Genomic DNA, 13,837 nt, shown 5'->3' with positions numbered 1-13,837 from the left:
CCGACGTTACCCGCTGGCGCGGCGGGAAGTCCCGCCCCGCGGACGGTTCGCCGGCGAACCACTCCATGGCGTGCACCGCTTGTACGACCATTGCCGCCCGCCTGTGGATAACTTCCGCACCGATCCGCCGCGGGGCGCATGCTGAGGGCCGGACGACGAACGACAGGGGGCGGAGATGACGCATCCGATGCTCAAGCCCGCGCTGCGGCGCGGATGGCGGGACCGGGAAACGGTGCGGTTCGGGGTGGCTCCGGCGCATGCGATGGTGGTCGGCCCGGTCGATACGGCGACCGGCAGCTTCCTCTCACTGATCGACGGCACGCGCACCATGGCCCAACTGGTCGAGGAGGCCGCGTCGCTGGACCTCCCGCCGCAGCATGTGCGCGGTGTCGTGGACCGGCTCGGCGCCGCCGGACTGCTGGAGGCGCCCACCGCGGGCGGCCCGGCGGCTGAAGCCGTACGGGCGGACCAGGACGCCTTCGAGCGGCTGCGGCCGGATCTGGCTTCGCTGTCGGTGCAGCATCCGGAGCCCGCGGGTGCGCTGGGCCGGATGGGCGCCCGCCGCGCGGTCCGGGCGCGGGTGAAGGGGGCGGGGCGGGTCGGGGCCGCGGTCGCGGCGCTGCTGTCGGCCTCGGGAATCGGCCGGGTGGAGGTGTTCGACGGTGGCACGGTCCAGCCGTCGGATGTCCTGCCCGGCGGGCTGCCGGCCGAGCGGATCGGCGAGCGGCGGCGCGCCGCCGCGGAACGGCTGGTCCACCAGTCCTCTCCATGGAGCCGCGTCCCACGGCCGCGGGTCCCGGTCAGCGAATCGGGCGAACCGGGGCTGTCGCTCGTGGTACTGGCCCCGCGGGACGGGCTCGGTGCCTACGCCCCCGACCCGGTGCTGTCCGAGCCGTTGCTCGTCGCCGGAATCCCACATCTTTACGCGGGGGTGATCGAGGGCACGGGTGTGGTGGGTCCACTGGTGCTGCCCGGCGGTTCGGCCTGTGCCCGCTGCGACGAACTGCGTCGTACGGATGCGGAGCCGGCCTGGCCGCGGTTGCTTGCGCAGTGGCGGTCGGGGCGTGGTGCGCCCGCGGTTCCGGCGTGCGATGCCGCGCTGGCGACCACGGTCGCGGGGGTTGCCGCCGTCCAGGCGCTCGCGTTCCTGGACGGCGAACTCCCGCCGTGCACAGGAGCGCGGATGGAGCTGGCTGCGCCGTGCGGGAGCGTGCGGACGGTGCGGATCGAACCGCATCCGGACTGCGGCTGTGGTGCTGCCGCTTCACGGAGTGCGGCAGGCGCCTCGGATCCTCGGCCGGAACACGCCACAATGACGGAGTAACCCCGGTAGGGGGACAGTGTGAGTTGGAGGGGCGCATGTCTGATCTTCCCCGCAAGGCGGTCACCCGCACCGCCAAGCTGGCCGCGCTGCCACTGGGGTTCGCCGGCCGTGCCACCTGGGGCCTGGGCAAGCGGATCGGTGGCAGATCCGCCGAGATCGTCGGCCGTGAGCTGCAACAGCGCACCGCGGAACAGCTCTTCAAGGTGCTCGGTGAGCTGAAGGGCGGGGCGATGAAGTTCGGGCAGGCGCTGTCCGTCTTCGAGTCGGCGCTGCCCGAGGAGATCGCCGGTCCGTACCGCGCCGCTCTGACGAAGCTTCAGGAAGCGGCACCGCCGATGCCGACGAGCACGGTGCACGCGGTGCTGGCGGGGCAGCTCGGCGAGGACTGGCAGGAGCTTTTCGAGGAGTTCGAGGACAAACCGGCCGCGGCGGCCTCGATCGGGCAGGTGCACCGCGCGGTGTGGCACGACGGCCGCGAGGTGGCCGTCAAGGTGCAGTATCCGGGGGCGGGCCAGGCACTGCTGTCGGATCTGTCGCAGCTGAGCCGGTTCGCCCGGCTGTTGGGTCCGCTGATCCCGGGCATGGACATCAAGCCGCTGATCACCGAGCTGCGCGACCGGGTGTCGGAGGAGCTGGACTACTCCCTGGAGGCGGAGGCCCAGCGGGCCCATGCCGAGGAGTTCGCCGACGACCCGGATGTGGTGGTGCCGGCCGTGGTCCACCAGTGCGACCAGGTGCTGGTCACCGAGTGGCTGGCAGGGGTGCCGCTGTCCGAGGTGATCGCCGACGGCACCGACGAGGAGCGGGACCGGGCCGGGCAGCTCCTGGCACGTTTCCTCTTCTCCGGCCCGGCCCGTACGGGCCTGCTGCACGCCGATCCGCATCCGGGCAACTTCCGGCTGCTGGCCGGGGACTTTCCGGACGGCCCGGTCGAGGAGTGGCGGCTGGGCGTGCTGGACTTCGGCACCGTCGACCGGCTCCCCGAAGGTCTGCCGCCGACGATCGGCACCTCGCTGCGGATGACGCTGGACGGCGAAGCGGATGCCGTCTACCGGCTGCTGTGCGAGGAGGGTTTCGTCAAGGAGTCCATCGAGCTGGACCCGGATGCGTTGCTGGAGTACCTGCTGCCGATCATCGAACCTGCGCAGGTGGACCAGTTCACCTTCACCCGGGGCTGGATGCGGCAGCAGGCGGCCCGGGTCGGCGATCCGCGCTCGCCCGCCCACCAGTTGGGCAAACAGCTCAATCTGCCGCCCGCCTACCTCCTGATCCACCGTGTGACCTTGAGCACGATCGGGGTGCTGTGCCAGTTGGGGGCGACGGTACGGCTGCGTGACGAACTGGAGGCATGGCTGCCCGGTTTTGTACCCGAGGAGGAACCAGCCGGCTCGGACCTCACCGGCCTCGGCACCGTCGTCGAGGCGGAGATCAGGGAGGAGGCCGTCGAGGAGTCCAGGGCCTGAGCCCGTCCCCTGGCCGCACCGCCCCGGCCGTCCGCGCCGCGGGCGGAGCGGAGGCGGCGACCTCCGCGCCGCACCGGCATCGCGGTGCCGGGGCCTCACCACCAGCTGGAATCCAACCGGCCCTCGATGGCCCGGATGTTCTCCCGCGCGCAGCCGTCGCAGAAGTAGCGGCGTTCACCGTTCTCGACGGAGCAGGTCCAGGTCGGCGGGGCGCCCTCGGCGACCGCGCCGCAGCCGGCGCACTCCGTGTCCCGGTCGGCCAACTCCGCCTGTTCACACGTCTTCTGGTCCACCGTCCGACGATATCCCCGCCAACCACAGGAAACGGGATACAACGCACCACGGGGCCCGCCCTGTCGGACGGACCCCGTGGCGGCCGGCATCAGTGCGGCGCCGTTACTGCATCACGGCCATGGCCAGCGCGCGGCGGGCACGCAGCGACGCGCGCTCGGCGCGACGCTGCATACGCCGCGCGGCGGCGAGCCGGTGCGCCCTGCGCTCCGACTCGGCCTGCCGGAGGCGTTCGTGCATATGAGCACGCGCCAGGGCTTCTGGGATGAGTTGCATTGCGTGGTTCCTGTTCTGACGCGACTCGATGGCGTCGGTGTTCACGGGGACGGGTGTGTCGGTGAAGGTGGGGTTCATCGTGAGGTCCTGCTTCTGGGGGTCCCGGGTGAGGGGACGGTCGATCGTTCCTGTGCCGAAGGTGTTCATGCCGCAACCGGGTTCTTACGCGGACGGCCACGCGGGCGCTTCCGCGGCACGACAACGCCCTGGACGAAGAGCTCGCCACCCCAGACACCCCACGGCTCGCGGCGGTCCTTGGCACCGGCGAGACAGGCCTCGCGGACGGGGCAGGTCTGGCACAGCGTCTTGGCGTACTCGACGTCGGCCGGGGACTCGGCGAAGAAGACCTCCGGGTCGTAGGTGCGGCACGGAACGGCAGCGCCGAGGCGGTCGATCTCGTCGTCGAGCTCGGTGAGGGGCAGCAAGGAGTTCTCCTGGGGGTCGGGCGGAGGGATCAGGTCGGTTGCGACGGACGGGGTGTGCGTCTGCAGTTGCACGGTGGTGTGTTCCTCGTCTGTTCGGCCCGGCTGGTGGCGGGCGCATGGGCAAACAAAAGGGCCGCGGATCCCGGTGTGGGTTCCGCGGCCCTGGAAGGTGCCGACCTGATCGCGCCGATCAGGCTGGATCTCTCCAGGGTTCGAGGCCGCGGTAGGCCCACGTTTCATGCTGCGTCTGGTACTGCTTCCGGGATTCGGCACCGTTGGCCACCGCCGCAGCGAAGGCAAAGGCATTCGCCGGTGCCGCCACTGCTGCTGCCGCAGGTGCCTCGGTCGGTCGCGCGGTGCGCTCGCTGCGCATCGGCACAGCGAGGGACTCGGGGCGCGCGACCTCGGTACCGGACAGGCGGCCGAAGCCGGACAGACCGGTGCCAGGGAGCGAGGAGCCGAGCGGGCAGGTGGCGACGACCGAGAGATCGGTCATTTTGTTGGTCTCGATAATGCTGATCACTGGGCTCGCCTCCTCTCGGCGTCTCGGTGGACCGGGAATCCCGTTCCAGGTGTTCAAGTACAGCACGGACCCATCGGATCTCGGAAAGATGCCGTTGTCTCCGTTGCTTCTGAAGGCTATGGGGCGGTGCTCCGCGCGCGCAAACTATTTTTTCGACGAGTTTCCCGCGGCGCCTCCGGGCCCCTCCTCCGCGACCCCCGCGAGCTCCTCGCCGGCACAGATTGCCAGCACGTCGCTGCCGTAGCGGCCGAACTTCCGCCGCCCCACTCCTGAGATGACCGCAAGCTCCGATTCGGTTCCCGGAACGGCCTCCGCGATCGCCATCAGTGTCTTGTCGGTGAAGATGCAGTACGCGGGCTGCCGGGAGCGCGCTGCCTGCTCGGCCCGCCACTCGCAGAGCCGCTCGTAGAGCGCCTCGTCCAGCTCCGAGGGACAGTCCTCACACCGCATCAGCTTCATCTCGCCCGCGTCCGTGAGCGTCCTGTTGCAGACCCGGCAGCGGGCCGGGCTGCGGTGCCGGGGGCGCCGCGCCACCGCCGCCGCACCGTCGCCGCGCTCGACACCACCGGAGACCGCGCCCGGTGCGCGGCGGCCCGCGACCGCCCCGGAGCCCGGCCGCAGACCGTTCAGGAACCGGCTGGCGCGGCGGGAGGCCCGCCCGCCCGGAGAGCGCGCCAGTGACCAGGACAGCCCCAGATGCAACCGGGCGCGGGTCACGCCGACATAGAGCAGCCGGCGCTCCTCCTCTATCTGCTCGTCGGTCCTGGCGTAGGTGATCGGCATCATGCCTTCGGTGAGACCGACCAGGAAGACGGCGTCCCACTCCAGGCCCTTGGCGGCGTGCAGGGACGCGAGGGTCACGCCTTCGACCGTCGGGGCGTGCTGTGCGTTCGCCCGCTCGTCCAGCTCGGCCACCAGGTCGGCGAGGGTGGCCGCGGGCCGGGCCGCGGCGAAGTCCTCGGCGAGCCGCACCAGAGCCGCCAGGGACTCCCAGCGGTCCCGCACCGCCCCGGAACCGGCCGGGGGCCGGCTGGACCAGCCCATGTCGCTGAGCACCGCCCGCACCTCGGACGGCAGGTCCAGCGCGTCGTCGAGCAGCGCGTCGTTGGCCCCGAAGCGGGCGGCGCCCCGCAGCTTGACGCCGGCCTCGCGCACCTCCGGCCGCTCGAAGAACCGCTCGGCGCCCCGCAGCTGATACGGCACACCGACATCGGCCAGTGCCTGCTCGTAGACCTCGGACTGGGCGTTGACGCGGTAGAGGACGGCGATCTCACCGGCGGACACACCGGAAGCGATCAGGTCGCGGATACGGCGGGCGGTGCCCTCGGCCTCGGCGGGCTCGTCGGCGTACTCGGTGTACACGGGCTCGGGGCCCGCCTCGCGCTGCGAGACCAGCTCCAGGCGGTGTTCGGCGGCGCGGCCCCTGGCCTGGGAGAGCAGGCCGTTGGCGAGGTGCACCACCTGGGGGCTGGAGCGGTAGTCGCGGACGAGCTTGACGACCGTCGCGTTCGGATGGCGGGTGCGGAAGTTGAGGAGGTGGTCCGGGGTGGCGCCGGTGAAGCTGTAGATCGTCTGGCTTGCGTCGCCGACCACGCAGAGGCTGTCGCGGTCGCCCAGCCACAGCTCCAGCAGCCGCTGCTGGAGCGGGCTGACGTCCTGGTACTCGTCGACGACGAAGTGCTGATACTGCGCACGGACCTGCTCGGCGATGTCGTGCCGGTCCTGGAGCACACCGACCGTGAGCAGCAGCACGTCCTCGAAGTCGATGGTGCCGCGGTCGCGCTTGAGCTGTTCGTACGTGCCGTAGATCTGCCCGATCTCGGCCGGGTCGCGCGGGGCGTCCCGGCCGGCCTTGGCGACCGCCGCCGGATAGTCGGCCGGGACGGTCTGGGTGACCTTGGACCACTCGATCTCGGAGGTGACATCGCGCAGCTCATTGCGGTCGAGCCGGATGCGGCAGCGGGCGGCGGCCTCGGAGACCAGCTGGATCTTGCGCTCCAGCAGCCGCGGGACCTCACCGCCGACGGCCTTCGGCCAGAAGAACTGGAGCTGCCGCAGCGCCGCGGAGTGGAATGTCCGGGCCTGGACCCCGCCCGCGCCGAGCTGACGCAGCCGGCCGCGCATCTCGCCGGCCGCGCGGGCCGTGAAGGTGACGGCGAGCACGCTCGCCGGCTGCAGAATCCCGGCCCGCACGCCGTACGCGATCCGGTGGGTGAGGGCGCGGGTCTTGCCCGTGCCGGCACCGGCCAGCACACATACCGGACCGTGCAGAGCCGTCGCGACCTCGCGCTGCTCGGGGTCGAGCCCGTCGAGCACCCCGTCGGCCGAGTCCGGCACCGGCGGGAAAAGAGAGGAGTCCGTTGCTGCTGTCACCCCGCCATGCTGCCAGGTCCACCGGGACGCCCGGGAAACCTGTCCACAGCCGCCGGAGCCGGTCCTACGGATCGCGTCCGCTGTGGACGACGGGGAGCGGGCGCACGAATGGGTGTGACGGGGCGCTCAGGAAACCAGGGAATGGCTGAGGGGTGATGCGCGTTGAGTTGCTTGGCCGCGCCGGGTACGGATGCGGGTCGTATCGGAACAAGACTTATCGAAGGAGCGCGGGGCGCATGGCGGGCACTGTGACGATGTACAGCACGACCTGGTGCGGTTACTGCCGTCGGCTGAAGGGCCAGATGGACCGCGAGGGCATCGCGTACACCGAGATCAACATCGAGCACGACCCGGAGTCCGCGGCGTTCGTGGAGAAGGCGAACGGCGGAAACCAGACGGTGCCGACCGTGCTGTTCCCCGATGGGTCGACGCTGACCAACCCGTCCCTGGCGCAGGTCAAGGAGAAGGTCGGAGCCTGACGGTCCGGGCCTGAGCCCGGACCGCGGTGCCGGATCCGGGCGCGTGATCAAGTGCGAAGGGCCGTCGGCCGGTCCGCCCCAAGGGTTCCGGTCGGCGGCCCGGCCCGTGCGGTACGGCGTCGGACCATCCCGGCGCCCGGTGCCTCGGGCCTGCTCAGCGCGACAAGCGCCGCGGGCCCCGCTGACCCGGATCCGTCCTGCACCCCGATCCCGGCCCCGGCGGACCGGCCGCCCCGCCCCCACTACGGCTTGGGCAACGGCTTCCCGTACCAGAGCTCGATGAGGCGGGCGGCGATGGAGATGCCGTACGGGGGGAGGACCTCGCCGGATTCGAAGGCGGTGCGCAGGTCCTCGCGGGAGAACCAGCGGGCCTCTTCGATTTCCTCGCCGTCGACCCGGATCTCGGACGAGGTGGCGCGTGCCATGAAGCCCAGCATCAGGCTGGAGGGGAAGGGCCAGGGCTGGCTGGCGATGTATTCGACGTCGCCGACGACGACGCCGGCCTCCTCGAAGACCTCCCGGGCCACCGACTGCTCGATGGACTCCCCCGGCTCGACGAAGCCCGCGAGGGTGGAGAAGCGGCCCTCGGGCCAGTGGACCTGGCGGCCCAGGAGTGCGCGGTCCTCCTCGTCGGTGACGAGCATGATCACGGCCGGGTCGGTGCGCGGGTAGTGCTCGGCGCCACAGGCCGGGCAGCGGCGGATGTGGCCGGCGGCGGCAATGACGGTGCGTTCGCCGCAGCGGGAGCAGAAGCGGTGCAGCCGCTGCCAGTTCTCGAGGGCGACGGCGTGGACGAGCAGCCCGGCGTCGCGTGGCGAGAGCAGCAGGCCCGCCTCGCGCAGGCCCGCCGGGCGCGCGGACTGGTCCATGCGGCCGGGCAGCGAGTCCTTCTGGAGGGCGAAGTAGCTGACGCCGTCGTCGTCGGTGCCGAGGTAGTAGCGGTGCGCCTCGGTGAGCGGTGCCTCGAAGGACGGCGTCATGATCAGCTCGGTGCGCCCGTCGGGGGTGTCGTCGATCAGCGCCTGTCCGCCGGACACCACGAAGACGCGCGTCGTCGGGTGGCTCCAGGCCGCCGCCAGCCAGGCCTCGTCGAGGCGGTGGTGGGCGGAGCGGTCGATTCCGCTCGGCGCGCTGAAGGTGATCGGCCGGTCGGCGCTGTGGTCGGTCCAGGTGGTCACTGCTGTTTCCAACTCCCCCTGTGGCGTGGGTGGTTGCTGCGTACGGGCGCGGGTCGGTGCGGCGGTGCGCGCGGTCAGGCCGTCTGCCAGGTCTCCGCCAGGTCACCCCACAGGTGGGCGGCGGTCTCGACGCCCTTCATCAGCAGGTCGAGCTCGACCTTTTCGTTCGGTGCGTGCCAGCCGTCGGAGGGGACGGAGATGCCGAGGAAGAGGACCGGGACGCCGAGGACGTCCTGGAGGTCGGCGGCCGGCCCGGAGCCGCCCTCGCGGGTGAAGCGGATCTTCTGGCCGAAGGCCCGGCCCATGGCGCGGACGACGGACTGGAGCGCGGGGTGGTCGAGCGGGGTGAGGCAGGGGCGGGTGGCGCCCCAGAAGGTGATCTCGTGGCGGATGCCGGCCGGGAGGGCGGCGGCGACCCAGTCGCGTACGGACTGCTGCACGGCGTCCGCGCTCTGTCCGGCGACCAGCCGGAAGGACAGCTTGAGCTGGGCGGTGGCGGGCACGATGGTCTTGCCGCCGGGGCCTTGGTAGCCGCCGCCGATGCCGTTGACCTCGGCGGTGGGGCGGGCCCAGATGCGTTCCAGGGTCGTGCTGCCGGCCTCGCCGAGGGCGGCGTGGGAGTGCGCGGTGCGCAGCCATTCCTCCTCGTCGAAGGGAAGTTCGGCGAAGAGTTCCCGTTCCCGGTCGGTGAGTTCGATCATGCCGTCATAGAAACCGGGGACGGCGACGCGGCGGTCGGTGTCGTGCAGGGCGGCGGCGAGCCGGGCGGCCTCGGTGGCGGGGTTGGGGACGGCGCCGCCGAACGATCCGGAGTGGATGTCCTGGTCGGGGCCGTAGAGGTCGATCTGGCAGTCCGTCAGGCCGCGCATTCCGGTGCACACCGTGGGGGTGTCCCTGGACCACATGCCGGTGTCGGAGACGATCACCGCGTCGCAGGCGAGGCGGTCGGCGTGCTTTTCGATCAGGGCCGGGAAGTTCGGGGAGCCGGACTCCTCCTCGCCCTCGATCAGCAGCTTGAGGTTGACGGCGGGGGCGGTGCGGCCGGTCGCCGCGAGGTGCGCGCGCACCCCCAGGGTGTGGAAGAAGACCTGTCCCTTGTCGTCGGCGGCGCCGCGGGCGTAGAGCTTGCCGTCGACGGTCTGCGGCTCGAAGGGGTCGGTGTGCCAGCCGTCCTCGCGGGCGGCGGGCTGTACGTCGTGGTGGCCGTAGACGAGCACGGTCGGCGCGGACGGGTCGCCGGAGGGCCATGCGGCGAAGACCGCGGGCAGGCCGCCGGTCTCCCAGATCTCGGTGGTCGGGAAGCCGGTGTCGGTGAGCTTCGCGGCGAGCCATTCGGCGCTGCGGCGGACATCGCCGGCGCGCTCCGGGTCGGCGGACACCGAGGGGATGCGCAGCCAGTCGGCGAGGTCTTCGAGGAAGGCCTCGCGGTGGGCGGTGAGGTACGCGCGGACGGCGCTGTCCGGGGTTGTGCTCATACGACCGAGCCTATCGGCCTTCCGGGGGAGGACGGTCGGCGGTCTCGCCGAGCAGGAGGCGTTCGAGCCCGGCCCGGCCGGGGAGCCGGGTGGGTCTGACCACCTCGCCGGTGCGGACGTAGAGGAAGGCGGCGTCGACGGCGGACGGCTCCAGGCCGTACCGCTCGGCCCAGGCGAGGCGGTAGACGGCCAGCTGGAGGGGGTCGGCGGTGTGGGCGCGGCCGGTTTTCCAGTCGACGATCTCGAAGCGGTCGCCGTCGGGGCCGGGCTCCTTGTAGACGGCGTCGATGCGGCCGCGGATCACCCGGCCCGCGAGGGTCAGCTGGAAGGGGGCCTCGACCCGGTAGGGGGTGCGGTGGGCGTAGGGGGTGCGGGCGAAGGCTTCCTTGAGGGTTTCGAGGTCGTGTTCGTCGACGATCTCGGCTTCCTCGCCCGGTTCGGCGCCCGGGAGTTCGTCGGGGCCGAGCAGCGGCAGGGTGAGTTCCTCGAAGCGGGATTCGACCCAGGCGTGGAAGCGGGTGCCGCGGCGGGCTCCGGGCCGGGGCGGGCGCGGCATGGGGCGGGCCAGCTCGCGGGCGAAGCCGTCAGGGTCGGCGGCGAGGCGGAGGAGCTGGGTGGCGCTGAGCGCGGACGGCAGCGGGACGTCGCGGACGGTCGCACGGGAGCGGCGCAGCTCGGCGGCGAGCGCGTCCAGATCGCGGTCCCACGAGCCGACGGTGCGGCGCTCTTCGGGGAGGAGGGCGTGAGGGGAGGTGCTGTCGGGCTGGGGGGCGCCGTCGGGGCGGGGCGCGTTGTCGTCGGGGGCGGGGGCGCCGTCGGGGTGACCGGTGTCGGCCGGGTGGGTCGGGTCGGTGAGGTCGGGCTCGGGGGAGCGCTGGGCCGGGAGATCACGCGCCCCGGCGTCCTCGACCGGCCCGTCTGCAAACGGGTCGGCTTCAAACGGGCCGGCCATGAACGGGTCGGGGTCGAACGGGTCGGCGTCCGAGGTGTCGCCGCCGGGCACGTCGTACGGCGACATGTCGTACGGCGGCTCGTCATCCGGCGGAGTCTCGTCGAACGGCCCGTCCTCCAGGGAAGCGAACGGGTCGGCTTCGTCGTACGGCCCCATGTCCCCCGCGGCCGTCTCCCGTGCGTCATCCGGCGGAGGCGGCGGCCACTCCGGATCATGGGCGCCCCGCGCCGATGGCACAGCCGCCGAGGCGGCCGGGCCCTCCCCCGTCCTGCGTTCCAGGTGGGCGCGGACGGTGGCCGCTGCGGCGCGGCGGCGGGCGGTGGCGGTGGGGTCGAGGGGCAGGGGCCAGGCCTGTTCCGTGGCGGCTTCCGTGAGGGCCGGGTTCTCCGCGTCGTCCTCGGGGGGCGCGGCCCAGTGCTCGATCTCGCCGTGTCCGGCTTCGCAGTGTGCGCGCAGGGCCTCCAGGAAGGCGGACGGGCCGCGCGGGCGCTTCTGCTGGGGGCCCCACCAGTGGCCGGAGCCGAGGAGCAGGGAGCGGGGGCGGGTGAAGGTGACGTAGCCGAGGCGGAGTTCCTCGGTTTCCTGGTGGTGTTTCATCGCCTCCTTGAAGGATTTCAGGCCGCGGGCGCTCCATTCCTCGACGTCGGGGAGGGTTGCGGCGTCGCCGCGCAGGGCGTGCGGGAGGACCTTGGGGCGGCTGGTCCAGGACTCGCGGGCCTGTTCGCTGGGGAACTGCTTGGCGACCAGGCCGGGTACGGCGACGACGTCCCATTCCAGGCCCTTGGACTTGTGGGCGGTGAGCACCTTGACGGTGTTGTCGCCCCCGGGGAGGGAGCTGTCGAGGCCCTTCTCGTACTGGACGGCGGTGCGCAGAAAGCCGAGGAAGGCGAGGAGGGTGGCGTCGCCGTCGAGGGATTCGCCGCCCTGTTTGGCGGCGAATCCGGCCGCGATGTCGAGGAAGGTGCCGAGGGTTTCGCGGCGGCGGGCGGCGAGTGCGTGCGGCGACGCGGACAGTTCGACTTCCAGGCCGGTGGCGGCGAGCACCCGGTGGAGCACGTCCATGAGGGGGTCGCCGAGGGAGCGGCGCAGGTCGCGGAGTTCGGTGGCGAGGTAGGCGAAACGCACCCGCGCCTCGGCGGAAAACGGGAGGCCGTCGTCGGGTCCCTCGGCTTCCAGGAAGGTGTCGAGGGCGTCGGCGAGGGAGATGGTCTCGGCGGGATCGACGCCCTCGACGGCCTCGGCGAGGCGCTGTCCGGGGTCGTCGGAGGGGCCGCCGTGGTGGACGAGGGTACGGGCGCGGCGGCCGAGGAGGGCCAGGTCGCGGGGGCCGATCCGCCAGCGGGGGCCGATCAGCAGGCGTACCAGGGCGGCGTTTGCCGTGGGGTCCTGGAGCACTTCGCAGACGGCGACGAGGTCGGCGATCTCGGGCAGGTGCAGCAGCCCGGAGAGGCCGACGACCTCCACGGGAATGTCCCGGGCGACCAGTTCGCCCTGGATGCGGGCGAAGTCGCCGGCGGTGCGGCACAGCACGGCGATCTCGCCGGGCGGGGTGCCGGTGTGGACGAGGTGGGCGAGGGAGTCGGCGAGCCAGGTGAGTTCTTCGGCGTGGGTGGGCAGCAGGGCGCAGCGGACGATGCCGTCGCGCTCGGCGCCGGGGGCGGGGCGCAGGGCCTCGACGCCTTCGTGCCTCTGCCGGAGGGGGGCGGCGAGGCCGTTGGCGAGGTCGAGGAGGCGGCCGCCGCTGCGGCGGTTCTCGCTGAGGGCGTACCGGCGGGCGGGGGTGCCGTCCTGGAAGGGGAAGTGGGCGGGGAAGTCGTCGAGGTTGGCCACGGAGGCGCCGCGCCAGCCGTAGATGGCCTGGCAGGGGTCGCCGACGGCGGTGACGGCATGCCCGGTGCCGGCGCCGAACAGGCCGGAGAGCAGCAGGCGTTGGGCGACGGAGGTGTCCTGGTACTCGTCGAGCAGGACGACGCGGAATTCGTCGCGCAGGATGCGGCCGACGTCCGGGCGGGTGGTGGCGAGGGTCGCGGAGTGGGCGATCTGGTCACCGAAGTCGAGCAGGTCGCGCCGGCGCTTCTCGTCGCGGTAGGCGGTGACGAGGTCGAGGAGTTCCCGGCGGCCGCGGGCGGTTTCGGGGGCTTTGCGCAGATCGGCGTTGGTGAGTTTGACGCCGTCGAGGGTGGCGAGGAGGTCGCTGTCGTAGGCCTGGAGGGCGGCGGGGTCGACGAGGTGTTCGGCGAGCTCGGCGTCGAGGGCGAGGAGGTCCTCCACGAGGGAAGGCAGGGAGGTGGTGAGCGCCGGGTAGGGGCCGGGGGCGGCGCGCAGGGTGCGGGCGGCGAGCTGGAAGCGGGTGGCGTCGGCGAGGAGCCGGGCGCTGGGCTCCAGGCCGATGCGCAGGCCGTGGTCCTTGAGGAGCTGGCCGGCGAAGGCGTGGTAGGTGGAGATCCGGGGCTCACCCGGGGGCTGGTCGGCGTCGGTGCCGGCGGGCGGGAGGGCGTCGGGGTCGGTGATGCCGGCGGCGAGGAGCGCGGCCCGGACGCGTTCGGCCAGCTCACCGGCGGCCTTGTTGGTGAAGGTCAGCCCGAGGACCTGTTCGGGGGCGACCTGGCCGGTGCCGACCAGCCACACCACGCGGGCGGCCATGACCGTGGTCTTGCCGGAACCGGCTCCGGCCACGATGACCTGCGGGGCGGGCGGGGCGGTGATGCACTCCGTCTGCTCCGGGGTGAACGGGATGCCGAGCAGCTCCTTGAGCTGCTCGGGGTCGGTGAGGCGAGCTGACACAGCGAGAACGGTATCCGCCGCCACTGACAATCCGCTGCGCTTGGGTGGCCCTCCCACGTTTTCGGCTTTCCCGCCGTGGTGGTTGTTCTCCGTTGCGCCTGCGGCGGGCGGTGCCGCTGCGCGGGCTGTCGGGGTGCGGTGACGGACCTCCGGGGCCTGGTGTGTGGACTGCTTCGCTTTACGTCCACACACCAGGCCCCTCCGGCCCGTCCCCTCCCGTGGGTGGGTGGGAAGAAGGCCGGTGGGGGTTCCCTGGGTCCGGTAGCTTATAAACAACAGACGCGGCCGACCACG

11 protein-coding genes are annotated in these 13,837 nt (G+C 72.5%); 3 read left to right on the top strand and 8 right to left on the bottom strand.

What is annotated here, in order from left to right; genetic code table 11:
* Positions 1 to 175: 175 nt before the first annotated feature.
* Positions 176 to 1,324, top strand: a complete 1,149-nt coding sequence (locus ACFW5B_RS24435) for a ThiF family adenylyltransferase (protein WP_386443344.1) — start codon at positions 176 to 178, stop codon at positions 1,322 to 1,324.
* A 35-nt stretch (positions 1,325 to 1,359) separates the two neighbouring features.
* Entirely contained in the window at positions 1,360 to 2,787 is a 1,428-nt protein-coding gene (locus ACFW5B_RS24430; protein ID WP_386443341.1) for an ABC1 kinase family protein, read from the top strand.
* A 95-nt stretch (positions 2,788 to 2,882) separates the two neighbouring features.
* Here the strand turns inward: ACFW5B_RS24430 and ACFW5B_RS24425 are convergent, their stop codons facing one another.
* From ACFW5B_RS24425 to ACFW5B_RS24405, 5 genes are all read right to left on the bottom strand, one after another.
* A complete protein-coding gene (locus ACFW5B_RS24425; protein ID WP_386443338.1) occupies positions 2,883 to 3,080 on the bottom strand; it encodes a hypothetical protein in 198 nt (65 codons plus the stop codon).
* Between the two features lie 103 nt (positions 3,081 to 3,183).
* Entirely contained in the window at positions 3,184 to 3,501 is a 318-nt protein-coding gene (locus ACFW5B_RS24420) for a hypothetical protein (protein WP_386443335.1), read from the bottom strand.
* Entirely contained in the window at positions 3,498 to 3,851 is a 354-nt protein-coding gene (locus ACFW5B_RS24415; protein ID WP_026169602.1) for a WhiB family transcriptional regulator, read from the bottom strand. The genes ACFW5B_RS24420 and ACFW5B_RS24415 overlap by 4 nt, the downstream gene beginning before the upstream one ends.
* A 118-nt stretch (positions 3,852 to 3,969) precedes the next feature.
* Positions 3,970 to 4,302, bottom strand: coding sequence for a hypothetical protein (locus ACFW5B_RS24410; protein WP_386443332.1), 333 nt, complete (start codon positions 4,300 to 4,302; stop codon positions 3,970 to 3,972).
* 144 nt (positions 4,303 to 4,446) lie between these two features.
* Positions 4,447 to 6,675 (bottom strand): ATP-dependent DNA helicase UvrD2, encoded by a 2,229-nt coding sequence (locus ACFW5B_RS24405; RefSeq protein ID WP_386443329.1) that lies wholly within the window; start codon positions 6,673 to 6,675, stop codon positions 4,447 to 4,449.
* A 236-nt stretch (positions 6,676 to 6,911) separates the two neighbouring features.
* Between ACFW5B_RS24405 and ACFW5B_RS24400 the strand changes: the two genes are divergently transcribed.
* A complete protein-coding gene (locus ACFW5B_RS24400) occupies positions 6,912 to 7,154 on the top strand; it encodes a mycoredoxin (protein ID WP_362604760.1) in 243 nt (80 codons plus the stop codon).
* Positions 7,155 to 7,396: 242 nt separating this feature from the next.
* Here ACFW5B_RS24400 and nudC read toward each other — a convergent pair whose 3' ends face one another.
* The 3 genes from nudC to ACFW5B_RS24385 all read right to left on the bottom strand — a co-directional run bounded on the left by nudC (position 7,397) and on the right by ACFW5B_RS24385 (position 13,543).
* A complete protein-coding gene (gene nudC / locus ACFW5B_RS24395; protein WP_386443325.1) occupies positions 7,397 to 8,332 on the bottom strand; it encodes an NAD(+) diphosphatase in 936 nt (311 codons plus the stop codon).
* A 74-nt stretch (positions 8,333 to 8,406) separates the two neighbouring features.
* Complete coding sequence (locus ACFW5B_RS24390; protein WP_386443322.1) at positions 8,407 to 9,807, bottom strand: dipeptidase; 1,401 nt, start codon at positions 9,805 to 9,807, stop codon at positions 8,407 to 8,409.
* A gap of 10 nt (positions 9,808 to 9,817) precedes the next feature.
* A complete protein-coding gene (locus ACFW5B_RS24385; protein ID WP_386443319.1) occupies positions 9,818 to 13,543 on the bottom strand; it encodes a UvrD-helicase domain-containing protein in 3,726 nt (1,241 codons plus the stop codon).
* Between the last annotated feature and the right edge of the window lie 294 nt (positions 13,544 to 13,837).

The organism is Streptomyces sp. NPDC058773, assembly GCF_042746015.1.
GTDB lineage: Bacteria > Actinomycetota > Actinomycetes > Streptomycetales > Streptomycetaceae > Streptomyces.
Note: the sequence above shows the minus strand (reverse complement) of the source record. Positions and strands in the feature narration are given on the sequence as shown.